This is a genomic window from Pseudomonas grandcourensis, from assembly GCF_039909015.1.
Lineage (GTDB): Bacteria > Pseudomonadota > Gammaproteobacteria > Pseudomonadales > Pseudomonadaceae > Aquipseudomonas > Aquipseudomonas grandcourensis.
In genome coordinates this window covers 6,463,176-6,486,102 of record NZ_CP150919.1, presented here as the reverse complement: position 1 = coordinate 6,486,102, position 22,927 = coordinate 6,463,176, and the positions used below count along the sequence as shown (strand labels likewise).

20 protein-coding genes are annotated in these 22,927 nt (G+C 59.6%); 13 read left to right on the top strand and 7 right to left on the bottom strand.

The genetic code is table 11. The features are described from left to right. Positions 1 to 107 precede the first annotated feature (107 nt). Complete coding sequence (locus tag AABM52_RS29230) at positions 108 to 1,484, bottom strand: glutamine synthetase family protein (RefSeq protein WP_223455869.1); 1,377 nt, start codon at positions 1,482 to 1,484, stop codon at positions 108 to 110. A gap of 666 nt (positions 1,485 to 2,150) precedes the next feature. Between AABM52_RS29230 and AABM52_RS29225 the strand changes: the two genes are divergently transcribed. From AABM52_RS29225 to AABM52_RS29195, 7 genes are all read left to right on the top strand, one after another. Next, the gene (locus tag AABM52_RS29225) at positions 2,151 to 3,509 is read left to right on the top strand and encodes a glutamine synthetase family protein (protein ID WP_046039112.1); all 1,359 of its coding nucleotides are present in this window, start codon (positions 2,151 to 2,153) and stop codon (positions 3,507 to 3,509) included. A 59-nt stretch (positions 3,510 to 3,568) separates the two neighbouring features. Then, positions 3,569 to 4,933 (top strand): aspartate aminotransferase family protein, encoded by a 1,365-nt coding sequence (locus tag AABM52_RS29220; protein WP_347909649.1) that lies wholly within the window; start codon positions 3,569 to 3,571, stop codon positions 4,931 to 4,933. A 188-nt stretch (positions 4,934 to 5,121) separates the two neighbouring features. Further along, complete coding sequence (locus tag AABM52_RS29215) at positions 5,122 to 6,234, top strand: polyamine ABC transporter substrate-binding protein (RefSeq protein WP_046039115.1); 1,113 nt, start codon at positions 5,122 to 5,124, stop codon at positions 6,232 to 6,234. 187 nt (positions 6,235 to 6,421) lie between these two features. Next, a complete protein-coding gene (locus AABM52_RS29210) occupies positions 6,422 to 7,519 on the top strand; it encodes a polyamine ABC transporter substrate-binding protein (protein WP_347909648.1) in 1,098 nt (365 codons plus the stop codon). 71 nt (positions 7,520 to 7,590) lie between these two features. Continuing rightward, complete coding sequence (locus AABM52_RS29205; protein WP_347909647.1) at positions 7,591 to 8,733, top strand: polyamine ABC transporter ATP-binding protein; 1,143 nt, start codon at positions 7,591 to 7,593, stop codon at positions 8,731 to 8,733. After that, complete coding sequence (locus tag AABM52_RS29200; protein WP_347909646.1) at positions 8,730 to 9,650, top strand: ABC transporter permease subunit; 921 nt, start codon at positions 8,730 to 8,732, stop codon at positions 9,648 to 9,650. The genes AABM52_RS29205 and AABM52_RS29200 overlap by 4 nt, the downstream gene beginning before the upstream one ends. Continuing rightward, positions 9,647 to 10,537 (top strand): ABC transporter permease subunit, encoded by an 891-nt coding sequence (locus AABM52_RS29195; RefSeq protein ID WP_057712854.1) that lies wholly within the window; start codon positions 9,647 to 9,649, stop codon positions 10,535 to 10,537. The genes AABM52_RS29200 and AABM52_RS29195 overlap by 4 nt, the downstream gene beginning before the upstream one ends. Before the next feature lie 142 nt (positions 10,538 to 10,679). Here the strand turns inward: AABM52_RS29195 and AABM52_RS29190 are convergent, their stop codons facing one another. Beyond that, complete coding sequence (locus AABM52_RS29190) at positions 10,680 to 11,321, bottom strand: HD domain-containing protein (RefSeq protein WP_347909645.1); 642 nt, start codon at positions 11,319 to 11,321, stop codon at positions 10,680 to 10,682. Positions 11,322 to 11,513: 192 nt separating this feature from the next. Here AABM52_RS29190 and AABM52_RS29185 point away from each other — a divergent pair, with 192 nt between their 5' ends. After that, on the top strand, positions 11,514 to 12,479 hold the full coding sequence (locus AABM52_RS29185) for a GlxA family transcriptional regulator (protein WP_347909644.1): 966 nt from the start codon (positions 11,514 to 11,516) through the stop codon (positions 12,477 to 12,479). A gap of 74 nt (positions 12,480 to 12,553) precedes the next feature. Here AABM52_RS29185 and AABM52_RS29180 read toward each other — a convergent pair whose 3' ends face one another. Both AABM52_RS29180 and AABM52_RS29175 read right to left on the bottom strand, forming a co-directional pair. After that, a complete protein-coding gene (locus tag AABM52_RS29180) occupies positions 12,554 to 14,953 on the bottom strand; it encodes a penicillin acylase family protein (RefSeq protein ID WP_347909643.1) in 2,400 nt (799 codons plus the stop codon). 103 nt (positions 14,954 to 15,056) lie between these two features. Then, a complete protein-coding gene (locus tag AABM52_RS29175; RefSeq protein WP_347909642.1) occupies positions 15,057 to 15,638 on the bottom strand; it encodes a DUF6436 domain-containing protein in 582 nt (193 codons plus the stop codon). 96 nt (positions 15,639 to 15,734) lie between these two features. Between AABM52_RS29175 and AABM52_RS29170 the strand changes: the two genes are divergently transcribed. Continuing rightward, entirely contained in the window at positions 15,735 to 16,682 is a 948-nt protein-coding gene (locus tag AABM52_RS29170; RefSeq protein ID WP_347909641.1) for an alpha/beta hydrolase, read from the top strand. A 59-nt stretch (positions 16,683 to 16,741) separates the two neighbouring features. Here the strand turns inward: AABM52_RS29170 and AABM52_RS29165 are convergent, their stop codons facing one another. Further along, the gene (locus AABM52_RS29165) at positions 16,742 to 17,494 is read right to left on the bottom strand and encodes a DUF2059 domain-containing protein (RefSeq protein ID WP_347909640.1); all 753 of its coding nucleotides are present in this window, start codon (positions 17,492 to 17,494) and stop codon (positions 16,742 to 16,744) included. 108 nt (positions 17,495 to 17,602) lie between these two features. On the opposite strand from AABM52_RS29165, the gene AABM52_RS29160 reads away from it, so the two are divergent. Both AABM52_RS29160 and AABM52_RS29155 read left to right on the top strand, forming a co-directional pair. Continuing rightward, entirely contained in the window at positions 17,603 to 18,235 is a 633-nt protein-coding gene (locus AABM52_RS29160; RefSeq protein ID WP_347909638.1) for a 2OG-Fe(II) oxygenase, read from the top strand. A 2-nt stretch (positions 18,236 to 18,237) separates the two neighbouring features. Next, positions 18,238 to 18,723, top strand: coding sequence for a DUF523 domain-containing protein (locus AABM52_RS29155; protein WP_347909637.1), 486 nt, complete (start codon positions 18,238 to 18,240; stop codon positions 18,721 to 18,723). A 139-nt stretch (positions 18,724 to 18,862) separates the two neighbouring features. Here AABM52_RS29155 and AABM52_RS29150 read toward each other — a convergent pair whose 3' ends face one another. Further along, positions 18,863 to 19,447 carry a transporter substrate-binding domain-containing protein gene (locus AABM52_RS29150; RefSeq protein WP_347909636.1) on the bottom strand — a complete coding sequence of 195 codons (585 nt, stop codon included), beginning with the start codon at positions 19,445 to 19,447 and terminating at the stop codon, positions 18,863 to 18,865. A gap of 135 nt (positions 19,448 to 19,582) precedes the next feature. Between AABM52_RS29150 and AABM52_RS29145 the strand changes: the two genes are divergently transcribed. Continuing rightward, the gene (locus tag AABM52_RS29145; protein ID WP_347909635.1) at positions 19,583 to 20,008 is read left to right on the top strand and encodes a DUF4399 domain-containing protein; all 426 of its coding nucleotides are present in this window, start codon (positions 19,583 to 19,585) and stop codon (positions 20,006 to 20,008) included. Positions 20,009 to 20,069: 61 nt separating this feature from the next. On the opposite strand, the gene serA is transcribed toward AABM52_RS29145, so the two are convergent. Further along, the gene (serA, locus tag AABM52_RS29140) at positions 20,070 to 21,299 is read right to left on the bottom strand and encodes a phosphoglycerate dehydrogenase (protein WP_095945603.1); all 1,230 of its coding nucleotides are present in this window, start codon (positions 21,297 to 21,299) and stop codon (positions 20,070 to 20,072) included. 204 nt (positions 21,300 to 21,503) lie between these two features. Here serA and AABM52_RS29135 point away from each other — a divergent pair, with 204 nt between their 5' ends. Next, a complete protein-coding gene (locus AABM52_RS29135; protein WP_347909634.1) occupies positions 21,504 to 22,898 on the top strand; it encodes an FAD-binding oxidoreductase in 1,395 nt (464 codons plus the stop codon). Positions 22,899 to 22,927: the final 29 nt, after the last annotated feature.

The window sequence follows — 22,927 nt, the reverse complement described above, 5'->3', positions numbered from 1 at the left end:
TATCCCCCTGTGGCGAGGGAGCAAGCCCCCTCGCCACAGGGTTTAACTTCGGCCATAAAAAACGCCGCAGGCTTTTACAGCCGGCGGCGTTTATTTACTGCAACCGATTAAACGGTATGCAGGTACCAGTTGTACTCGAGGTCGGAGATGGAGTGTTCGAACTCCTCCAGTTCGCTCTCTTTACAGGCCACGAAGATATCGATGTATTTCGGATCGATGTACTTGGCCATGACTTCGCTGTCGTCCAACTCGCGCAGTGCATCACGCAGGTTGTTTGGCAGGCTCTGCTCGTTCTGCTCGTAGCTGTTGCCTTCGACCGGAGCGCCAGGCTCGATCTTGTTGGTCAGGCCGTGGTGCACGCCTGCCAGAACCGAAGCCATCAGCAGGTACGGGTTGGCATCGGCACCGGCTACACGATGCTCGATACGTACGGCATCGGAGGAACCGGTCGGTACGCGAATCGCCACGGTACGGTTATCCAGGCCCCAGCACGGCGAGTTCGGCACGTAGAACTGTGCGCCAAAACGACGGTAGGAGTTGACGTTGGGGCAGAGGAAGGCCATCTGCGCCGGTAGGGTCTCGAGCACACCGCCGATCGCGTGACGCAGTGCGGCGTTCTGCTCGGGATCCTCACTGGCAAAAATGTTCTTGCCGTCTTTGTCGAGAATCGAGATGTGGACGTGCAGACCATTACCCGCCTGGCCTGGGTAAGGCTTGGCCATGAAGGTGGTGTCCATTTCATGGTCGTAGGCGATGTTCTTGATCAGACGCTTGAGCAGGACCGCGTAGTCGCAGGCCTTGATCGGGTCAGCCACGTGGTGCAGGTTCACTTCGAACTGCGCCGGGGCACTTTCCTTGACGATGGCGTCGGCCGGAATGCCTTGCTCTTTTGCACCTTCCAGAATGTCCTGGAGGCAGTCGACGTATTCGTCGAGGTCGTCGATCAGGTAGACCTGAGTCGAGTGCGGACGTTTGCCGGAAACCGGCGAGCGAGGTGGTTGCGGACGACCGTTCACGTTCTCCTGGTCGATCAGGTAGAACTCCAGTTCGAACGCGGCGCAGATGGTCAGGCCCATTTCGTCGAACTTGCGTACCACATTGGCCAGCACTTCACGCGGGTCGGCGAAGAATGGCTCGCCTTCGAGTTCGTGCATGGTCATCAACAGTTGCGCGGTCGGGCGCTTCTGCCATGGCTCGTTGCATAGGGTATCGGGGATTGGATAGCAGATTCGGTCAGCATCACCGATGTCCAGGCCCAGGCCGGTGCTTTCCACCGTCGAGCCATTGATATCCAGAGCAAATAAAGAGGCCGGCAAGTTGATGCCTTTCTCGTAAACCTTGTGGAGGCTGGTGCGTTCAATGCGCTTGCCGCGCACCACACCATTCATATCCGCAATCAGAAGGTCAACGTACAGAACCTCAGGATGTTCCTTAAGGAACGCGTTCGCTTCGTTAAGCTGAACGGCACGCGGGGGTACCGACATGATGCAACACCTTTGTTGTTAAAAATATCAATCATTGATCTTTTCGGATTCCAGTCAACCCGAACGGCATGCCGAAGTCAAGCGAGGCCTTTTTTGCCCTAAAAAAGCGCCCGTGTGGCTTTTTTGAGGCACTTTGGGGCGTTTTTATGCCTTTGGCCTCTATGGCGCCCGCAGGCTTGAGCGGGCCGTGTTGTATTTTTTACGGGGGTGTTGTGTAAAAAAATGAACAAGGCTAAGCTCGAATCAAACCCATAACAGCAATAATACCGGGGTGCTTCATGTCTCGCCTGCCGATAATCGGCGTCACCGACTGCTCAAGACAGGTCGGTCGGCATGTTTATCACATCAGTGATGACACGTCCGTCCGTTCCGTGGCCTCAGCGGTTCTGGTGATCCTCCCATCCGTGACGGTTCGACCGTCCCCGTCCGATATTCTGGACGGTCGCGATGGCACCCCCATTACGGTTACTCCATTCAATATAGAACCGATTCACAATAGCGGCCTGACCATCGTTCAGGGCACCGCTCGCGATTCTGCACGCCCGGCCTCTGCAGCGGGTCGGCAAGCACGATAATCTGCCGCGCAAACGCTCTACAACGCGACGCCGATGCGTCAAACAACGCCTGACCTTACAAGGGTCAGACAACTCAAGCCTAGAGGCATTTATGAGTAACAACCTCGACCAGCTCACCGATTGGTTGAAAAACCACAAGATCACAGAAGTCGAATGCATGATCGCCGACTTGACCGGGATTACCCGGGGCAAGATTTCGCCGACCAACAAATTCATCGCCGAAAAAGGCATGCGCCTGCCAGAAAGCGTTCTGTTGCAGACAGTGACCGGCGATTACGTCGAAGACGACATCTATTACGAACTGCTCGACCCGGCCGACATCGACATGATCTGCCGTCCCGACCAGAGCGCGGTGTACCTGGTGCCGTGGGCCATCGAGCCGACCGCCATCGTCATCCACGATACCTACGACAAACAAGGCAACCCGATCGAGCTGTCGCCGCGCAACGTGCTCAAGAAAGTCCTGAAACTCTATACCGACAAAGGCTGGCAGCCGATCGTGGCGCCGGAAATGGAGTTTTACCTGACCAAGCGCAGTGACGACCCGGACTACCCGCTGCAACCGCCGATCGGTCGCTCCGGTCGTCCGGAAACCGGTCGTCAGTCGTTCTCCATCGAAGCGGCGAACGAATTCGATCCGCTGTTCGAAGACGTCTACGACTGGTGTGAACTGCAGGACCTTGACCTCGATACGCTGATCCACGAGGACGGCACGGCGCAGATGGAAATCAACTTCCGTCACGGTGATGCCCTGTCTCTGGCCGACCAGATCCTGGTGTTCAAGCGCACCATGCGCGAGGCCGCGCTCAAGCACAACGTCGCTGCGACCTTCATGGCCAAGCCGATGACCGGCGAGCCGGGCAGTGCCATGCACTTGCACCAGAGCATCATCGACATCGAGACCGGCAAGAACATCTTCTCCAATGAAGACGGGACCATGAGCCAGCTGTTCCTGCACCACATCGGTGGCCTGCAGAAACTCATTCCCGAGCTGTTGCCGCTGTTCGCACCCAACGTCAACTCGTTCCGCCGCTTCCTGCCGGATACCTCGGCGCCGGTGAACGTGGAGTGGGGCGAAGAGAACCGCACCGTGGGCCTGCGGGTGCCGGATGCGGGGCCGCAAAACCGTCGGGTGGAAAACCGTCTGCCGGGCGCCGATGCCAACCCGTACCTGGCGATTGCCGCGAGCCTGCTCTGCGGTTACATCGGTATGGTCGAAGGCCTGAACCCGAGTGCGCCGGTGGTGGGTCGTGGTTATGAGCGCCGCAACCTGCGCCTGCCGCTGACCATCGAAGACGCGCTGGAGCGTATGGAAAACAGCGCAACCGTCGAACGGTACCTGGGCAAAAATTTCATCACTGGCTACGTTGCGGTCAAGCGGGCCGAGCATGAAAACTTCAAGCGCGTGATCAGTTCGTGGGAAAGGGAATTCCTGCTCTTTGCCGTCTGATACGCCGGGCGCCGCCGCTGTCTGGCGGCGCCTTCACCTGATTGTTTTAGGAGATTCGTATGACCAGCAACAATCCGCAAACCCGTGAATGGCAAACCCTGAGCAATGATCACCACCTGGCTCCGTTCAGCGATTTCAAGCAGCTGAAAGAGAAAGGTCCGCGGATCATCACCAACGCCAAGGGCGTTTACCTCTGGGACAGCGAAGGCAACAAGATCCTCGACGGTATGGCCGGCCTGTGGTGTGTCGCGATTGGTTATGGTCGCGATGAACTGGCCGATGCCGCCAGTAAACAGATGCGCGAACTGCCTTACTACAACCTGTTCTTCCAGACTGCGCACCCACCGGTACTGGAACTGGCCAAGGCTATCGCCGACATCGCGCCGGAGGGCATGAACCATGTGTTCTTCACCGGTTCCGGCTCCGAAGGCAACGACACCATGCTGCGTATGGTTCGTCACTACTGGGCGATCAAGGGCCAGCCGAACAAGAAAGTCATCATCAGCCGCAAGAACGGCTATCACGGTTCCACCGTGGCCGGCGCGAGCCTGGGCGGCATGACGTACATGCACGAACAGGGCGACTTGCCGATCCCGGGCATCGTTCACATTGCCCAGCCGTACTGGTTCGCCGAAGGCGGCGACATGACCCCGGAAGAATTCGGTATCTGGGCGGCCAACCAGCTGGAAGAAAAGATTCTGGAAGTCGGCGTCGACAACGTCGGTGCCTTTATTGCCGAGCCGATCCAGGGCGCCGGCGGCGTGATCATTCCGCCAGAGACTTACTGGCCGCGCATCAAGGAAATCCTCGCCAAGTACGACATCCTGTTCGTGGCTGACGAAGTGATTTGCGGTTTCGGTCGTACCGGCGAGTGGTTCGGTGCCGACTTCTACGACCTCAAGCCAGACATGATGACCATCGCCAAGGGCCTGACCTCGGGCTACATCCCGATGGGCGGCCTGATCGTGCGTGATGAAGTGGTGGACGTGCTCAACGAGGGCGGTGACTTCAACCACGGCTTCACCTACTCCGGTCACCCGGTTGCCGCTGCGGTGGCGCTGGAAAACATCCGCATCCTGCGCGACGAGAAAATTATCGAGCGCGTACATGCAGAAACGGCACCGTATTTGCAAAAGCGTCTGCGGGAACTGAACGATCACCCGCTGGTGGGTGAAGTTCGTGGGGTGGGTCTGTTGGGGGCCATCGAACTGGTTCAGGACAAGGCCACGCGCAAGCGTTACGAGGGCAAGGGCGTCGGCATGATCTGCCGCCAGTTCTGCTTCGATAACGGCCTGATCATGCGTGCTGTCGGCGACACCATGATCATCGCACCGCCACTGGTGATTACACCGGCGGAAATCGATGAGCTGGTGACCAAGGCTCGCAAGTGTCTTGACCTGACCCTGAGTGCATTGCAGGGCTAAGTGCTAGGCTCTGAGCGGAAGTCCAAAGTTCTGTATATGAAGTAGGAACTTTCGCTCAGAACTGTCAGAAAGCGTGGCCGTTTCCTTGAAAGACTGATGTGGATCTTGCCAGACTAGCCGCGGTTCCAGTTGCCCGGGTTCGGTCGCTGAACAAGTGGTTCAAAAAAGAAAAATTTGGAGCATTACGCATGAAGGCACTAGGTAAAAAGCTCGCTGGCAAGACTCTGCTTGCCATGTCCGTGATGGGCTTGATGGCGGGCGCGGTTCAGGCCGATGACAAAGTACTGCACGTGTACAACTGGTCCGACTACATCGCACCGGACACCGTCAAGAAGTTTGAAGACGAGTCGGGCATCAAGGTTGTCTATGACGTCTTCGACAGCAACGAAACCCTGGAAGCCAAGTTGCTGGCAGGCAAGTCCGGTTACGACATCGTTGTACCGTCGAACAACTTCCTGGCCAAGCAGATCAAGGCTGGAGTCTACCAGAAGCTGGACAAGTCCAAGCTGCCTAACTGGAAAAACCTGAACACCGACCTGCTCAAAGCCGTTTCCGTGAGCGACCCGGGCAACGAGCACGCTTTCCCGTACATGTGGGGTTCGATCGGTATCGGCTTCAACGCCGAGAAGGTCAAGGCTGCACTGGGTGCCGATGCACCGGTCGATTCCTGGGACCTGATCTTCAAGCCTGAAAACGCCGCCAAACTGAAATCGTGCGGTATCAGCTTGCTGGACTCGCCAACCGAGATGATTCCGGTGGCGTTGCACTACCTGGGCCTGCCAACCGACAGCCAGAAGAAAGAAGACATCGACAAGGCTGAAGCGCTGATCATGAAGGTCCGTCCTTCGATCGCCTACTTCCACTCGTCCAAGTACATCTCCGACCTCGCCAACGGCAACATCTGCGTGGCCGTGGGTTACTCGGGTGACATTTACCAGGCCAAGTCCCGTGCTGCCGAAGCCGGTGACAAGGTGAAAGTCAGCTACAACATTCCCAAAGAAGGTGCAGGCAGCTTCTACGACATGGTCGCCATCCCTAAAGATGCCGAAAACGTCGAAGGCGCCTACAAGTTCATGACCTTCCTGCAGAAGCCGGAAATCATGGCTGAAATCACCAACGCCGTGCGTTTCCCGAACGGTAACGCGGCTGCCACGCCACTGGTGGATAAAGACATCACCAGCGACCCGGGCGTTTACCCACCGGCGGACGTGCTGGCCAAGCTGTACGCGATTGCCGACTTGCCGGCCGCGACCCAGCGGATCATGACCCGCAGCTGGACCAAGATCAAATCCGGTAAATAAGCCGGTTTGATGCAACAACCTGTTGTCGCCATCGAGGCGATAGCGGCAACAGGTTGAATAAAATGACAAAAGTTTTGCTGGAACGGTTTTTCGAGGGTAAGTTGCGCGCCGGTTTTGTTGCCGGGCAACCACGGTTGTCATGTAGCGCGGGGCAACTTGGGCCCAACTAATTTCAGAGGACCTCCACTTGCCTATTTTTTCTATGTTGCGCAATGCCATGCTGGTGGCTGTCGGGCTGACGATTGCTGTCAGTGTCCAGGCCGCCGGTACCGTGCATATTTATAACTGGTCGGACTACATCGGCGAGACCACCCTGGCCGACTTCCAGAAAGAGACCGGTATCAAGCCGGTTTATGACGTCTTCGATTCCAACGAAACCCTGGAAGGTAAATTGCTGGCCGGGCGTACCGGCTACGACGTGGTCGTGCCGTCGAACCACTTCCTCGGCAAACAGATCAAGGCCGGGGCATTCCAGAAGCTCGACAAGTCGCAGTTGCCGAACTATTCGAACCTCGACCCGGTGCTGCTCAAGCGCCTGGAGCAGAACGATCCGGGCAACCTGTACGCCGTGCCGTACCTGTGGGGCACCAACGGCATCGGTTACAACGTCGACAAGGTCAAGGCTGTGTTGGGCGTCGACAAGATCGATTCCTGGGGCGTGTTGTTCGAGCCGGAAAACATCAAGAAGCTGCACAGCTGTGGCGTCGCGTTCCTCGACTCCGCCGATGAAATGATGCCAACCGTGCTCAATTACATGGGCCTGAATGCCAACAGCACCAACCCTGAAGATTATAAAAAGGCCACTGACAAGTTACTCGCTGTGCGCCCTTACGTGACCTACTTCCATTCCTCCAAGTACATCGCGGATCTGGCCAACGGCGATATTTGCGTGGCGATCGGTTTCTCCGGCGACATCTTCCAGGCCAAGCACCGTGCTGAAGAAGCCAAGAAAGGCGTGAACATCGCCTACTCGATCCCGAAAGAGGGCGGCGCGCTCTGGTTCGACATGCTGGCGATTCCCAAGGACTCGAAAAACGTCAAAGAGGCCCACGCCTTCATCAACTATTTGCTGAAGCCTGAGGTGATTGCCCAGGTCAGTGATTACGTCGGCTATGCCAACCCTAACCCGGGGTCGGACAAACTGATGGAACAGTCCATTCGCACCGACGAAGCGGTTTATCCACCGCAAGAGGTTCTCGACAAGACCTATGTGTCCATCGAGCTACCGCCGAATGTTCAACGCTTGATGACCCGCAGCTGGACCACGGTCAAGACGGGTAAATAGTTTCAAGGCTCAAACTATCCAGGTTGGCTCACCTTGAGCGAACTGCACTCTTTTTTCTGGGAGTTTCGTAAATGGCAGTTGCCTCCGGCGCCTATAAGAAAGCCCTCGAGGGCGACCAGTCACCTAAACAGGTGCTGGTCAAAATCGACCGGGTCACGAAGAAGTTCGACGAGACGATTGCCGTGGACGATGTGTCCCTGGAAATCAAGAAAGGCGAGATTTTCGCCCTGCTCGGCGGTTCGGGATCGGGCAAATCCACTTTGCTGCGCATGCTCGCAGGTTTCGAACGGCCCACGGAGGGACGGATCTTTCTCGATGGCGTAGACATCACTGACATGCCGCCCTACGAGCGGCCGATCAACATGATGTTCCAGTCCTACGCCTTGTTCCCGCACATGACCGTGGCGCAGAACATCGCCTTCGGCCTCAAGCAGGACAAGATCCCGGCGGCTGAAGTCGACGCCCGCGTGGCCGACATGCTCAAGCTGGTACAGATGAGCCAATACGCCAAGCGCAAGCCGCATCAGTTGTCCGGTGGCCAGCGTCAGCGTGTGGCCCTGGCCCGTTCCCTGGCCAAGCGTCCGAAGCTTTTGCTGCTCGACGAACCGATGGGTGCACTGGACAAGAAGCTGCGTTCGCAAATGCAGCTGGAGCTGGTGGAGATCATCGAGCGCGTCGGCGTAACCTGCGTCATGGTGACCCACGACCAGGAAGAGGCCATGACCATGGCCGAGCGCATCGCGATCATGCACCTGGGCTGGATCGCCCAGATCGGCAGCCCGATCGACATCTACGAAACCCCGACCAGCCGCCTGGTCTGCGAATTCATCGGTAACGTCAACATCTTCGAAGGCGAAGTGATCGACGATGCCGAAGGCCACGCAACCATCACCTGCAAGGACCTGGACCGCCAGATCTACGTCGGCCACGGCATCAGCACTTCGGTGCAGGACAAGTCGGTCACCTACGCGATCCGTCCGGAAAAACTGCTGGTCACCGCCGACATGCCGACCTGCCAGTACAACTGGTCCAGCGGCAAGGTGCACGACATCGCTTACCTCGGCGGGCACTCGGTGTTCTACGTCGAACTGCCAAGCGGCAAGCTGGTGCAGTCGTTCGTGGCCAACGCCGAACGTCGCGGGCAGCGTCCGACCTGGGGTGATCAGGTCTACGTGTACTGGGAAGACGACAGCGGCGTGGTGCTTCGCTCATGAACATGCGCAAATTGAAACGCCGTCTCAATCGAATAATTCCCGGTGGCCGTCAGGTGGTCATCGGCATTCCATTCATCTGGCTGTTCCTGTTCTTCATGCTGCCGTTCTTCATCGTTCTGAAGATCAGCTTCGCCGAAGCAGACGTGGCCATTCCGCCGTACACCGAAATCTACAGCTACGCCGAACAGAAGCTGCAACTGCTGCTTAACCTGGGCAACTACGTGATGCTGGGCGGTGACGAGCTGTACATCGCCGCTTACCTCGGCTCGTTGAAGATGGCGTTGTTCAGCACCATCCTCTGCCTGCTGATCGGCTACCCGATGGCCTACGGCATCTCCGTTGCACGCAAGGAAATGCAAACGGTGCTGGTGCTGCTGATCATGATGCCGACCTGGACCGCGATCCTGATCCGCGTTTATGCGTGGATGGGCATCCTCAGCAACAACGGCCTGCTCAACGGTTTCCTGATGAGCATGGGCTGGATCAACGAACCGCTGCAGATCCTCAACACCAACCTGGCGGTCTACATCGGCGTGGTTTATTCCTACTTGCCGTTCATGATCCTTCCGCTGTACGCCAACCTGGTGAAGCATGATCACAGCCTGCTGGAAGCTGCATCGGACCTGGGTTCGAGCACCTTCAACAGCTTCTGGAAAATCACCGTGCCGCTGTCGAAAAACGGCATCATCGCCGGCTGCATGCTGGTGTTCATTCCGGTAGTGGGCGAGTTCGTGATCCCGGAACTGCTCGGCGGTCCGGAAACCCTGATGATCGGCAAGGTGCTCTGGCAAGAGTTCTTCAACAACCGTGACTGGCCGGTGGCGTCTGCCCTGGCGGTGGTGATGCTGGCGATCCTGATTGTGCCGATCATCCTGTTCAACCGCAGTCAGGCCAAGGAAATGGAGGGTAAAGAATGAAGCGCTTCCGTTTCTCCAGCCTGATGCTGGTACTGGGTCTGTTGTTCATCTACCTGCCGATGCTGATCCTGGTGATCTACTCGTTCAACGCCTCCAAACTGGTAACGGTGTGGGGCGGCTGGTCGATCAAGTGGTACGTCGGCCTGCTCGATAACAGCCAGTTGATGGGCTCGGTGGTGCGCTCGCTGGAAATCGCCTGCTACACCGCGATTGCGGCGGTGGCTCTGGGTACATTGGCGGCGTTCGTCCTGACGCGCATTACGCGCTTCAAGGGCCGTACCCTGTTCGGTGGCCTGGTTACCGCGCCGCTGGTCATGCCTGAGGTGATCACCGGTCTGTCGCTGTTGCTGCTGTTCGTGGCCATGGCGCAGATGATCGGCTGGCCGCAGGAACGCGGCATCGTCACCATCTGGATCGCCCACACCACGTTCTGTGCGGCCTATGTGGCGGTGGTGGTCTCGGCGCGCTTGCGTGAGCTGGACCTGTCCATCGAAGAAGCCGCCATGGACCTGGGGGCGCGGCCGTGGAAGGTGTTCTTCCTGATCACCATCCCGATGATCGCGCCATCGCTGGCAGCGGGCGGCATGATGTCGTTCGCGTTGTCCCTCGATGACCTGGTGCTGGCGAGCTTCGTGTCCGGCCCGGGTTCCACGACCCTGCCGATGGAAGTGTTCTCGGCGGTGCGTCTGGGGGTCAAGCCCGAGATCAACGCCGTGGCCAGCCTGATCCTGTTGGCGGTGTCGATCGTGACTTTCCTGGTCTGGTTCTTCAGCCGTCGTGCTGAAGAAAGCCGTCGTCGTGCGATCCAGCAGGCGATCGAGGAAGCGGCAGCCGACTCGTGGAAGCAACCGGACGTGCGTCGCGCGCAGGCACCGGAAGCGGCTTGAGCAATGCCGGGTTGAACTTATGATCGAGTTCAACCCAAGTCCAAAATGTAGGAGCGAGCCTGCTCGCGATGACGGAGTGTCAGTCGACTTAATTGTTGCCTGACACACTGCTATCGCGAGCAGGCTCGCTCCTACATTGGTTTTAGGCGACCCAAGGGGATTTGCGAATGACCTCGACGAAGTTCATCGGCGTGAACCCCGCCTCCTGATCCACCAGCACATCAGTCTTCACGTTGCCAAACGTGGTCTGCGGACGATGGCGCAAGCCGTCGGCAAACGCGCAGATGATGCACTCCTTGAACCCCTCGCCCCGTGGATGCGCATGCACCACTGCTTCACGCTCCACGCTGGAAAACGCCGCGTAGTCCATGCCCAGCACGTCCATCTCGACGCCAGCCGTGACCAGTGCCACGGTGGGCCGCAAGTGCTGAGGCACGCCCGGTGTGGTGTGCAGGGCAATCGATAGCCAGACCTGTTCGATGTCCTCATCGCTCAATCCGTAAGGCTTGAGGAACGCTGCTGCCGCGTTGGCACCATCGACTTCGAAGCGCTCGTTGTCGCTGCGATGACCTTGCACCAGGCCCAGGTCATGGAACATCGCGCCGACGTACAGCAACTCCGGGTTGTAGGCCAGTTGCTTGCGCTCGCCGCTCAGTGCGCCGAACAGGAAGACCCGGCGCGAGTGGTGGTAGAGCAGGTCGGACTCGATGTCGCGGATGTATTCGGTGGTGGCCTTGGCCAGTGCGCTGTCGGGGATCCTGATGCCGGCGATGGTGATGCCCATGGAGTTTTCCTCGTCGTGATGAGGGTTTCAGTCTGTTCCGGCCCCCGAAACCGGACAATCGATCCATGGCTGCGATCCCGGCCAATGAGCGTGCATATCGCGCCAACCTCGCTTGTTGGACCTGGATTGGCTAGGGTGCATGCAGACCCTGTAGGAGCGTTGCAATCAGTGCCATGAGAGGCGTTTTGAACCATGAGTAAAACCGTAGCCATCGTGGTGTTCGCCGGCGTCCAGTCGCTGGATGTCACCGGCCCCATGGATGTGTTTTCCGAGGCCAATCGCTTCCTTGCCCCGCAGGATCACTATCGTCTGGAGGTGGTCGGCGTCGAGCGCGGGGTGATGGCGTGCTCCAACGGTTTGGCACTCAATGCCCATCGACATTTCAGCGAAGCGCTGGAGCCGTATGACCTGTTGCTGGTGGCCGGCGGGCCGCAGTTGCCGTTCATGGATTTCGGCAGGGCATTCGATGGCTGGTTGCGCGATGCCTGCGCCCGGGCCAAGCGCTTCGGCTCGATCTGCAACGGCGCGTTCATGCTCGCCCGGGCCGGATTGCTGGAGGGGCGCACGGTCACTACGCATTGGCAGGACGCATCGGATCTGGCGGCGCTGTGCCCCTCGTCCCGGGTGGAGGCGGATCGACTGTATGTCGAGGACGGTGAGCTGTTCACCTCGGCGGGGGTCACAGCGGGGATCGATCTGTCGTTGTATCTATTGGGCCGGGATCACGGGCCGGAAGTGGCGCTGCATGTCGCCAAGCGGCTGGTGGTGTTCACCCAGCGTTCGGGCGGGCAATCGCAATTCAGCCCGTTCCTCACGCCCCACGCCGAACCGGATTCGGCAGTGGCGATGGTGCAGCATTACGTGCTGGCCAACCTGACGGGCGACCTGACCATCGCCGACCTGGCCAATGCCGCCAACATGAGCGCGCGCAACTTCTCCCGGGTGTTCGCCAGAGAAGCGAAAATCACCCCGGCCGAGTTCGTCGAGCGCGCACGGGTCGATGCGGCGAGGACGCTGCTGGAAAGCACTCGCGCGCCGCTCAAGACCGTGGCCTATCAATGCGGTTTTCGCGATGCCCAGCACATGCGCAGTGTATTCAATCGCCGATTGGGGGTGACGCCTCAGCAGTTCAGGCTGAATTTTGCGGCGATGGTTTGAACTGACATTTTTGTTGTCTGTGAGGGCCTCTTCGCGAGCCTGCTCGCGAAGAGGCCAGCCCAGCCAGCAAAAATCTATGGCGCAGCCCGCGCCGGCAACAGCTTCAAGGTACTGCGGGTATTAGCAATGACTTCTTCATCATTGAGATGCGCCTGGAAGTACATCCCCTCGATGTAGGCCTCGGCCTGATCATCATAGTGACTGTCGAACAGAACTCCGCTCTGGCCGACCGGGTTGACGGTCAGGCTGTGGGCCGGGTCGGCGAAGTCGATCAGGCGTCGGGTCGAGGGGCCGTAGGTGACGGGCCAGGGTGCCGGTCCGATTTTCGCCGAGAGGTTGTTCGGCACTTCATGGGTGCCGGGTGCGGCGAAGGGGCCGACATTGAAGAACAGGTCCAGTGGCTTTTGCTGCCCCAGCGGATGGCCGTGGGTCAACGTGTGCGCACTGCCCCACTGCCATTGCGAGGCGTCTACGCCGAGGGTGCTCTTGAGGTGCGCGAGGCTGGCTTGCCAGGCGGATTTCACCGTGTCGGCACGGGTTTCCTTGCCGAGGGTGCTGCGGTTGTCCCACCACGGTGAATCGGCGCTGGCGGCCAGGCGGGGGAGCGCGGCGTCGATCACCCGGGTCGAGAGCAGCGTTTCGAAGAAGTCGTTACCCAGCTCATCGCGCATCGTCGCGTCAGCCAGGTTGAACAGGAACTGGTTGAACAGCGTGGCGCTGGTTGAGTCGAGGGGGTAATCGCCTTGCCACTGGGCCAGTTGCTCCACCAGTTTGAGCTCGGCGGGATCGCTCACCACTTCGCGCAACACCGGCAACAGCGGTGCCAACAGGCGCGGGCCGTAGGCGGTGGTGGTGCCCAGTTGCAGTTTCTGGCTGTTTTCCAGGTCCCATTTGACCGCTTTGTCGCTGAGTTGGCGATTGAGTTGTTGGCCGCGATCGGCAAGGTTGTAGTAGCCGGGAATCTCCATGCCGGTGGGCGACACCGGCTGGAAGTTGGCCGAGACGATGTAGCCCCGCGCGGGGTTTTCCTCCTGAGGGTTGGCCGTGAACGGGTAGAAGCCGTCCTTGTCCGCCTCGGCGGTGCTGCCGTCGAGGATGAACCACGGGCGCACACCCGCCGGGCGTTTAGGCAATTGCGCCGCCGCCCACCAGCCGATGTCACCCTTGGCATTGGCCCAGACAACGTTCAGGCCCGGAGCCTGGATGTTTGCCGCGGCACCACGGGCCTTGGTCAGGGTGTCGGCGCGATTGAGCTGGTAGAAGCCCTCCAGGATCGGGTTCTGGCTTTCGAGAAACGCCCACCACATGGCAATCGGCGTTTTGCCGGCGCCGCTGCCCAAGGCGTCGTTGACGATCGGGCCGTGGGGCGACTGGCGCAGCACCAGAGTGACCGGCGCCTGGCCCTTGACCGCGATCTGCTGCTCGCTGGTCGTCATGTCCACCCACTTGCCGCGATACCAGACCTGATTGGGGTTGTCGGGGTTGACCTTCTCGGCGATCAGGTCGAGGTCGTCGTTCTGGAACATGGTGATGCTCCAGCCGAAGTCGCGGTTCATGCCCAGCGACGCAAACGGCATAAGCGCCTGATAGTGGCCGTAGAGTTCGAAGCCCGGCGCCGAAAGTTGCGCTTCGTACCACACCGACGGCGCGGAAAAACGGATATGCGGATCACCCGCCAGCAGCGGCTTGCCGCTTTGGGTCCGGCTGCCTGCGACAACCCAGGCGTTGCTGCCCTCGAGCTGTGGCAGGCCGTTGTCAGCCAGGGCTTGTTCGCTCAGGCGGGCGAGGGCGTTGAGGTCTTTCCAGTCGGCGCTGGCCAAAGTGGTGCCGGCCCCATTGAGCACGCCCTTGGGCTGCCAGTCGAGATCGAAGATGTTCAGGTATTCGGGCCCCAGTTGATCGCGCACGAATGTCAGCAAGGGTTCGGTACGAAATGCCGCAGCGAAACTGTAGGCCATGTAGCCGGCGATGCTGATGGTGTCCTGGGCCGTGAACGGGCGCTTTGGAATGCCCAGCACATCGAACTCCACGGGTTTGGCGTGGCTGTCCTGATACTGGTTGATGCCGTCCAGATAGGCTTGCATGGCGATGAAAGAGGGCGACTGTTTGTCGAGATTCGCGAAGTAGGTTTCGGCGCGTTCGCGAATGCGCAGGCTGCGCATCAGTTTGTCGGTATCGAGCAGTTTCGGCCCCAATACTTCGGCCAGTTCGCCACGGGCCAGGCGACGCAGGACTTCCATCTGGAACAGGCGGTCCTGGGCATGCACATAGCCGAGGGCGCGGTACAGGTCGGTTTCGTTGTCGGCGCGGATGTGCGGGACGCCGCGCTCGTCGTAGCGCACGCTGACGGAGCCTTGCAGGTGTTGCAGTTCCACCATGCCCTGGCGTGACGGCTGCTTGCTGTAGAGGTACCAGCCGGCCCCCGCGGCCAGCACGACGATCAGCAGAGCGAGAGCGGTCAGGCTGCGTTTCATGGAGACTCCTTGTTGTTATTGTGATTCCTGGCGCCACTGTGTAACACGGCGCGCCGATTTGGCGCATCGCCCGTAGGAGGGATTCGTATTACCGCGTCTTTCCCTACTTGGTTGGCTCGACAGGCCACGGGCAGTAACACCCCACGGCCAGTGTGTGCGTGGCACTCACCGCGCGGCCTTCATCCAGCGCTTGCAGGATCGGTTCGATAAAGCTGTTGCTGGAGTTGCAGGTCAGGCCTTCGCTGTAGGGGCCGAAGTACGCCAGTTTGCCGCTGCGATCCCAGATCGCCACGGCCGGGCTGGCGGGGACCTGTTCGGAACCGGGCAGGATGGCGATGGTTTTGAGGCTGCTCAAGGTGCTCGGCAGTTGGCCGTGGCTACCGGGCTTTTGCACGGCATAGAATTCCACGCCATGGGGAGCGTAGTGCTCGACCAGTTCGGTCAGGTGTTGTTGATTGCCGACATCGCACGGGCAGGCCGGGTCCCAGAAGTGCACCAGGCGGATGGCGCCAGGGCCGGCGAGGGATTCGGGAAGGCGTAGCGGGTCACCGGAAAACATTGCCGTGTGCTCGCTGAACGCCCGCAGGTAACGCCCCTGGAACCAGTCGTAGGCCGCCCACAATACGCCGGCACACACCACGGCGAGCAGGCTGGCAAACAGGGTGGCGCGAAGGGGCGGGCGCATCGGTTCGATCCTCGAAGGTCGGCTAGCTTGCCATGCTTGCCGCGACAGAAGAATATCGCAGGCCTATAAAGTCCGTTTCACGTTCTGGAATCGTCCATGCCGGCTACTTTCGACCCCGATCTTCTACGTGCAAGTCTGCTGCCACTGGTGGCCGGGCAGCCGTTGTCGGCGCAGGCGCAGGCTTACCAGCGTTTCTACGGGCTGGATTTTGCCCCGCGTCAGGTGCGCAGCGGCCTTGGGCGATTCGAGGTCGACGGTTATGAGCTGGTCAGCCAGTTCTGGTGGCCCGAGCGAGCAAAGGCGACGCTGTTTGTGATCCACGGTTTCTACGACCACACCGGGCTCTACCGGCATGTGATCGAATGGGCGCTGGACCAAGGCTTTGCGGTGATTGCCTGCGACTTGCCGGGGCATGGACTGTCCAGTGGCGAACGGGCGAGCATCAAGGATTTCGCTGAGTATCAGGACGCGTTGCAAGGCTTGTTCAGTGAGGCGCAATCCCTCGGCTTGCCGCAGCCGTGGCACCTGTGCGGGCAGAGTACCGGCGGGGCGATCGTGATCGATCATGTGTTGAATGCGGGAGCGAACAGTCCGGCCCAGGGCCAGGTGATTCTGCTGTCGCCGCTGGTTCGGCCGCGGGCGTGGGGTTGGTCGCAACTGAGTTATTACGTGCTCAAGCCTTTCGTCAAAGCCATCGCCCGGCGTTTCAGCGAGAACTCCAACGACCCGGCCTTTCTGCCGTTCCTGCAAGCCGATCCATTGCAGCCGCTGCGCCTGCCGACAGCCTGGGTGGGCGCATTGGCGCGCTGGATCAAGCGCATCGAGGCCGCTCCCGTGAGTGCCCGTCGGCCGTTGATCGTACAGGGGCAGGCCGACATGACGGTGGATTGGGAGCACAACCTGGAAGTGTTGCGGGGCAAATTTGATCGGCCGCAGGTGCTGATGCTGCCCGAGGCACGGCATCATCTGGCGAATGAAACACTGGTGATGCGGGAGGAGTATTTCGGGTTTTTGACCAGGCGGATCAAGGGTCGGAATCCTTAGCGCCAGTTCCAGCCCTATCGCGAGCCTGCTCGCAATAGCGGTCTATCAGTTGGTGAGGATCACTGGGTCAGGTTCGAATTGCTCTGCCCCACCGCCAACCCCGCCCGAATCGCGGCCAACGCCGCCTGATAATAAGCCTGGCCTTCCGAAGATTCGGCAAAGGTCGCGAACTCTTCCAGTTCGTTGTCCGAGAGGTCGCGATAGACATACAGCAGCGTGTTGTTCAGGTCGCTGCCGATCTGGTCCATCAGGCGCTGGCGCTGGCCGTTGAGCATGCCTTGGGCCTGACCGGAACCGAGCAACCCCGGGATCATCGAACTCAAGCTGTCGGCGGCGACGCCGGCAATCGCCAGGCTGACTTCCGCGCCAGCCTCGCGTGCGGGCAGGGCTTGTGCCAAATGGCCGATGATCAGCATGCGGCTGTTGCTGGCCTGCATCTTCGGCAGGCCCTTGGCGTTTTTCGCCAGTTGGTCGCGTCGGGTCGCCAGCAGCTCGGCGGCAACGATTTTCTTGCCCAGGGGCGATTGGAAAAACGTCAGCGCGGGTTTGGGGTCGGTGAGCTTCTTGCGCAATTGCGCTTCGGCGCGCTGGTCCACGGCCTGGGCGGAAAATCGCTGATTGCTGTTATTGACCAGTGCCTGAAACACTGCCGGTGGAAGGCTGCCTTGGTAGCGTTGCTGTGCGGCCGAGAGGGCGTCACTGAAATGCGCGCGTTGTTCCGGCCAACCGGCGACCTTGTACAACTGGTCGTGGCTGTCTGCCCAGGCGGGCAAAACGCAGAACATCAGCAGTGATAAAAGCAAACGGCGCATAGGGACTCCTGTCAGCAGGCGACTATTCTCCGTGCGGCACCCCTGCTTGTCGAGAATTCGTATCAACCCGCTGCGCGGCTCTGTCGGATTTCCGGGCACAGGAATACTATGCGCGCCATGCAAATATCCTCTGATCACCCGCTGCTGCTACGAATCGTCGACGACCTGGCCGAGCACGGCTGGTCGCAGCAGAATATTTTCCTGCCTCTGGATCTGACCCGAGCGCTGGCGGCCGAGTGTCGCAAGCGTGCTGCTGAGGGGGAACTGGCTCCGGCCGCCGTGGGCCGTGGGCCGTTTTCGGAGATTCGCGAAGGGATTCGTGGCGACCATATTCAGTGGATCGACCCCGGCCAAGCCGAGGCGTGCGACAGCTATCTGAGTTTGATGAACAGCCTGCGCGAGGCGATCAATCGCGGTCTGTTTCTCGGCCTGGAGGATTTCGAAAGCCATTTTGCGATGTACCCGCCCGGAGCCTTCTACCTGAAGCACGTCGACCGCTTTCGCGATGACGACCGGCGCATGGTTTCGGCGGTGGTTTACCTCAATGACGCCTGGCTTCCCGAACACGGCGGCCAGTTGCGCATGTACCTCGACAATGATCGTGTCCAGGACGTGCAACCTATCGGCGGCTGCCTGGTGGTGTTTCTCTCCGGAGAGGTTCCCCACGAAGTCCTGCCCGCGACCCGCGATCGCCTGTCGCTGACCGGCTGGTTCCGCCGGCGCGGCAACGAGCCGTTCTGATCATGCGGAAAATTCTCGTCAGCCGCTGCCTCTTGGGTCACCGGGTTCGTTACGACGGCGGGGCCAGCGGGCCGTTCGATCAGCTTCAGCAGTGGCTTGATGAAGGTCGGGTCGTGCCGCTGTGCCCGGAGGTGGCCGGTGGTTTGCCAACACCTCGGGCGGCGGCGGAAATTCCAGGCGGGCAGGGCGCGCAAGTCCTCGATGGCCAGGCGTTGGTGGTCACCACTGAGGGTGAAGACGTCAGTGCGCAGTTTCTGTCGGGGGCGTATCAGGCATTGGAGCTGGTACAAAAGCATGGCATCCGCATCGCCGTCCTCAAGGCCAACAGCCCGTCCTGCGGCAATTTGCTAACCTATGACGGGACGTTCAGCGGTGTAAAGGTCAGTGGCGAGGGCGTGACGGCGGCGCTGCTCAAACGCCACGGGGTGCAGGTGTTCAGTGAGCTGGAGTTGCCGCAAGCGGCGCTGACGTTGGCAGCACTCGATTAACGAGCGATACAAGGCACTGCGGGAGAGAGCTTGCTCGCGATGAGACCAGCCCAGTCAACATTGATGTTGAATGTCAGGCCGCCATCGCGAGCAGGCTCGCTCCTACAGGATCAGCTTTCACTTCAGACCTGCAACAACCTCAAGGCTTCGGCGCCACATCCACACCCGCCCCCAACCACTTCTGTTCCAGCGCTTGCAGGCGCCCGTCATCCTTGATCCGCTGCAACGCGTTCTCCAGGCTGGCATGGAACGCCGGATTACCCTTCTGAAACGGAATCGCCAGGCTCACGGCCGGGTTGGATTTGGGCTTCTCTTCCGTCAGCGACTGCACCAGCAAGATGGAGCGCGGCTCTTCTTTTTGCGCGATCAATTGCGCATGGGTTTGAGTGTAAGGCTCGCTGAAATCGAAACGATCCTTGAGATCCGGGGTCACTGCTATGTGGTTGATAGCGATGTCGTATTTGCCGCTTTCGACGCCGGTCAGCAGATCGCTGCCGTCGGTGACGACGAAGTCGGCCCGGACATCGAGTTCACTTGCCAGCAGTTGGCCCAGCTCGACTTCGAAGCCGGTGAGCTTGTCGTCATCCTTGAAATTGAATGGGGGAGTGTTGGCTTCAACGGCAATGCGCAATTCGCCCCGGTCGTTGACGTCATCAATCAGTTCGGCATGAGCCAAAGGGCTCAAAAGGGGTAGCAGGCAGATCAGGCCAGGCAGAAAGCGCATGGTCACTCCTTTGAATTTATTATCGCGACCCTCTGATTCAGGCTCGCTTTGCTATGGTTGTCGAGTGCCTTCGACAACAATTGGCCATGAAGTTGTCATGGTCATGCGGATTTTACGGAAAAACTGGAGAAGAGAATGAAAACCTTTATGTCACGTGCTGCTTTGGCTGGCCTGTTGATGGGTGTTTCTGTGCTGGCCAGTGCTGCAACGCCGGCTCCGAAAGGCGCCGAAGTGTCCATCGTGTCTCCCGAGGACGGTGCGACGATTCCACAGACAGTCGTCGTCAAGTTCGCGGTCGAGAACATTGCCCTGGCACCGGCGGGCGATACCACCAAGAACACCGGTCATCACCACGTGCTGATCGACGTCGATGAGCTGCCAGCCGCCGGTGCGCCGATCCCCAAGGATGCCAACCACCTGCACTTCGGCGGTGCGCAGACCCAGGCTGAAATAACACTCACGCCGGGTAAACACACCTTGCAGCTTGAACTGGGCGATAGCAACCACATGCCGTTCGATCCGCCGATCGTTTCCGAGAAGATCACCGTCAACGTCAAGTAACGTTGTTGCGTGAATGAAAAAGGGAGCCCGAAGGCTCCCTTTTTTGTCGCTCAGGTCGTGATCAGAACAACACACGGCTACGGATGGTGCCGTTGACGTGTTGCAGCTTCTCTTGCGCCAGGTCCGAGTATTCGGCGTCGACGTCGATTACCACGTAGCCGACTTTCTCGTTGGTCTGCAGGAACTGACCGGAGATGTTGATACCGTTTTCGGCGAAGACCTTGTTGATCTCGCTGAGCACGCCCGGGATGTTTTCGTGGATGTGCAGCAGGCGGTGCTTGCCAGGGTGAGCCGGCAGGGCTACTTCCGGGAAGTTCACGGACGATACCGAAGTACCGTTGTCGCTGTACTTGACCAGTTTTTCTGCCACTTCCAGACCGATGTTGGCCTGGGCTTCAGCGGTGGAACCGCCGATGTGCGGGGTCAGGATCACGTTGTCCAGGCCACGCAGCGGGCTTTCGAACTCTTCGTCGTTGGAGCGCGGCTCCACCGGGAATACGTCGATGGCCGCGCCGATCAGGTGCTTGTCCTTGATCGCGTCCGCCAGGTGGTCCAGTTCGACCACGGTGCCGCGGGCGGCGTTGATCAGGATGCCGCCTTTCTTGATAGCGCGGATTTCCTTCTCTCCCATCATCCACTGGGTGGCGGCGGTTTCCGGTACGTGCAGCGAAACGATGTCGGACATCGCCAGCAGTTCGTGCAGGTTGCCTACCTGAGTAGCGTTACCCAATGGCAGTTTGGTGATGGTGTCGTAGAAGTACACCTGCATGCCCAAGCCTTCCGCCAGGACCGACAGTTGAGTACCGATCGAGCCGTAGCCGACGATGCCCAGCTTCTTGCCGCGGATCTCGAAGGAATTGGCCGCGCTCTTGATCCAGCCGCCACGGTGGCAGGAAGCGTTCTTCTCAGGGATGCCGCGCAGCAGCAGGATCGCTTCGGCCAGCACCAGTTCCGCTACGGAACGGGTGTTGGAGTACGGTGCGTTGAACACCGCGATGCCGCGTTCGCGGGCAGCGTCCAGGTCGACCTGGTTGGTGCCGATGCAGAAACACCCTACAGCCACGAGCTTCTTCGCGTGATCGAAGATCTCTTCGGTCAGTTGAGTGCGGGAGCGAATGCCGATGAAGTGAGCGTCAGCGATCTTTTCCTTGAGCTGGGCTTCCGGCAGAGAACCAGTGAGGTACTCGATGCTGGTGTAGCCCGCCGCCTTGAGGACGTCGACAGCCGATTGGTGGACGCCTTCGAGAAGAAGGAACTTGATCTTGCTCTTATCGAGAGAAGTCTTGCTCATCTGCGTAAACCTGTATCCCGGAGAAAAATGGCAGGAAATGGTCAACAGACGCTGACCCCGACGGCAAGAAAGCCGTCGCCGCAGAACAGCCGTTGGGCACTATCCTGCGGGGTCGTTATGCTAGCATATGCACCCCGCTAAACACTCATTCCTGCGACGTGAAGCGTTCTCAGGATGACCATGAATTGTTCGAGAGTTCTGTCGATGACCAATCCTGCCCTGATTGAAGAGCTGAAGACCCTGGTTGAGCCTGGCAAGGTGCTGACCGATGCCGACTCCCTGAATGCTTACGGAAAGGATTGGACCAAGCATTTCGCCCCGGCCCCGACCGCCATCGTGTTCCCCAAGACCACCGAGCAGGTCCAGGCCATTGTCCTGTGGGCCAACAAACACAAGGTGGCGCTGGTGCCGTCTGGTGGTCGCACCGGTCTTTCCGCAGCAGCGGTGGCGGCCAATGGCGAAGTGGTCGTATCGTTCGACTACATGAACCAGGTCCTCGACGTGAACCTCACTGACCGCACGGCCGTTTGCCAGCCGGGCGTGGTCACCAAGCAATTGCAGAACGTCGCTGAAGAAAAAGGCTTGTACTACCCGGTGGACTTCGCATCGTCCGGCTCGAGCCAGATTGGCGGCAATATCGGCACCAATGCCGGCGGGATCAAGGTTATTCGCTACGGCATGACCCGTAACTGGGTCGCTGGCATGAAAGTGGTCACCGGCAAGGGCGACGTACTGGAACTGAACCGCGACCTGATCAAGAACGCCACCGGCTACGACATGCGTCAGCTGTTCATCGGCGCTGAAGGCACCCTCGGGTTCGTGGTCGAAGCGACCATGCGCCTGGACCGCGCCCCGAAAAACCTCACCGCGATGGTTCTCGGCACCGCCGATTTCGACTCGATCATGCCGGTGCTGCACGCCTTCCAGAGCAAGCTTGACCTGACCGCCTTCGAATTCTTCTCCGACAAAGCCCTGGCCAAAGTCATGGCCCGTGGCGATGTACCGGCGCCGTTCGAATCCGACTGCCCGTTCTACGCGCTGCTGGAATTCGAAGCGACCACCGAAGAAGTGGCCAACCACGCCCTGGAAACTTTCGAGCACTGCGTCGAGCAGGGCTGGGTGCTGGACGGCGTGATGAGCCAGAGCGAAACCCAGCTGCAGAACCTGTGGAAACTGCGCGAATACATCTCCGAAACCATTTCCCACTGGACGCCGTACAAGAACGACATCTCGGTCACCGTATCGAAAGTTCCGGCATTCCTGAAGGAAATCGACGCGATCGTCGGCGAACACTACCCGGACTTCGAAATCGTCTGGTTCGGCCACATCGGCGACGGCAACCTGCACTTGAACATCCTCAAGCCGGATAACCTGAGCAAGGACGAGTTCTTCGCCAAATGCGCCACCGTCAACAAGTGGGTGTTCGAAACCGTCGAGAAGTACAACGGTTCGATCTCCGCCGAGCACGGCGTGGGCATGACCAAGCGTGACTACCTGACCTACAGCCGCTCGCCGGTCGAGATCGAGTACATGAAAGCGGTCAAGGCAGTGTTCGACCCGAACGGCATCATGAACCCGGGCAAGATTTTCGCTGTTTGATTTTCGAACTTTAAGAGCCAACGAAGCAG

Bases quoted from the DNA above. Each gene is read 5' to 3' on its own strand.
- AABM52_RS29230 (WP_223455869.1), bottom strand. From the start codon at position 1,484: ATGTCGGTACCCCCGCGTGCCGTTCAGCTTAACGAAGCGAACGCGTTC.
- AABM52_RS29225 (WP_046039112.1), top strand. From the start codon at position 2,151: ATGAGTAACAACCTCGACCAGCTCACCGATTGGTTGAAAAACCACAAG.
- AABM52_RS29220 (WP_347909649.1), top strand. From the start codon at position 3,569: ATGACCAGCAACAATCCGCAAACCCGTGAATGGCAAACCCTGAGCAAT.
- AABM52_RS29215 (WP_046039115.1), top strand. From the start codon at position 5,122: ATGAAGGCACTAGGTAAAAAGCTCGCTGGCAAGACTCTGCTTGCCATG.
- AABM52_RS29205 (WP_347909647.1), top strand. From the start codon at position 7,591: ATGGCAGTTGCCTCCGGCGCCTATAAGAAAGCCCTCGAGGGCGACCAG.
- AABM52_RS29200 (WP_347909646.1), top strand. From the start codon at position 8,730: ATGAACATGCGCAAATTGAAACGCCGTCTCAATCGAATAATTCCCGGT.
- AABM52_RS29195 (WP_057712854.1), top strand. From the start codon at position 9,647: ATGAAGCGCTTCCGTTTCTCCAGCCTGATGCTGGTACTGGGTCTGTTG.
- AABM52_RS29190 (WP_347909645.1), bottom strand. From the start codon at position 11,321: ATGGGCATCACCATCGCCGGCATCAGGATCCCCGACAGCGCACTGGCC.
- AABM52_RS29185 (WP_347909644.1), top strand. From the start codon at position 11,514: ATGAGTAAAACCGTAGCCATCGTGGTGTTCGCCGGCGTCCAGTCGCTG.
- AABM52_RS29180 (WP_347909643.1), bottom strand. From the start codon at position 14,953: ATGAAACGCAGCCTGACCGCTCTCGCTCTGCTGATCGTCGTGCTGGCC.
- AABM52_RS29175 (WP_347909642.1), bottom strand. From the start codon at position 15,638: ATGCGCCCGCCCCTTCGCGCCACCCTGTTTGCCAGCCTGCTCGCCGTG.
- AABM52_RS29170 (WP_347909641.1), top strand. From the start codon at position 15,735: ATGCCGGCTACTTTCGACCCCGATCTTCTACGTGCAAGTCTGCTGCCA.
- AABM52_RS29165 (WP_347909640.1), bottom strand. From the start codon at position 17,494: ATGCGCCGTTTGCTTTTATCACTGCTGATGTTCTGCGTTTTGCCCGCC.
- AABM52_RS29160 (WP_347909638.1), top strand. From the start codon at position 17,603: ATGCGCGCCATGCAAATATCCTCTGATCACCCGCTGCTGCTACGAATC.
- AABM52_RS29155 (WP_347909637.1), top strand. From the start codon at position 18,238: ATGCGGAAAATTCTCGTCAGCCGCTGCCTCTTGGGTCACCGGGTTCGT.
- AABM52_RS29150 (WP_347909636.1), bottom strand. From the start codon at position 19,447: ATGCGCTTTCTGCCTGGCCTGATCTGCCTGCTACCCCTTTTGAGCCCT.
- AABM52_RS29145 (WP_347909635.1), top strand. From the start codon at position 19,583: ATGAAAACCTTTATGTCACGTGCTGCTTTGGCTGGCCTGTTGATGGGT.
- serA (WP_095945603.1), bottom strand. From the start codon at position 21,299: ATGAGCAAGACTTCTCTCGATAAGAGCAAGATCAAGTTCCTTCTTCTC.
- AABM52_RS29135 (WP_347909634.1), top strand. From the start codon at position 21,504: ATGACCAATCCTGCCCTGATTGAAGAGCTGAAGACCCTGGTTGAGCCT.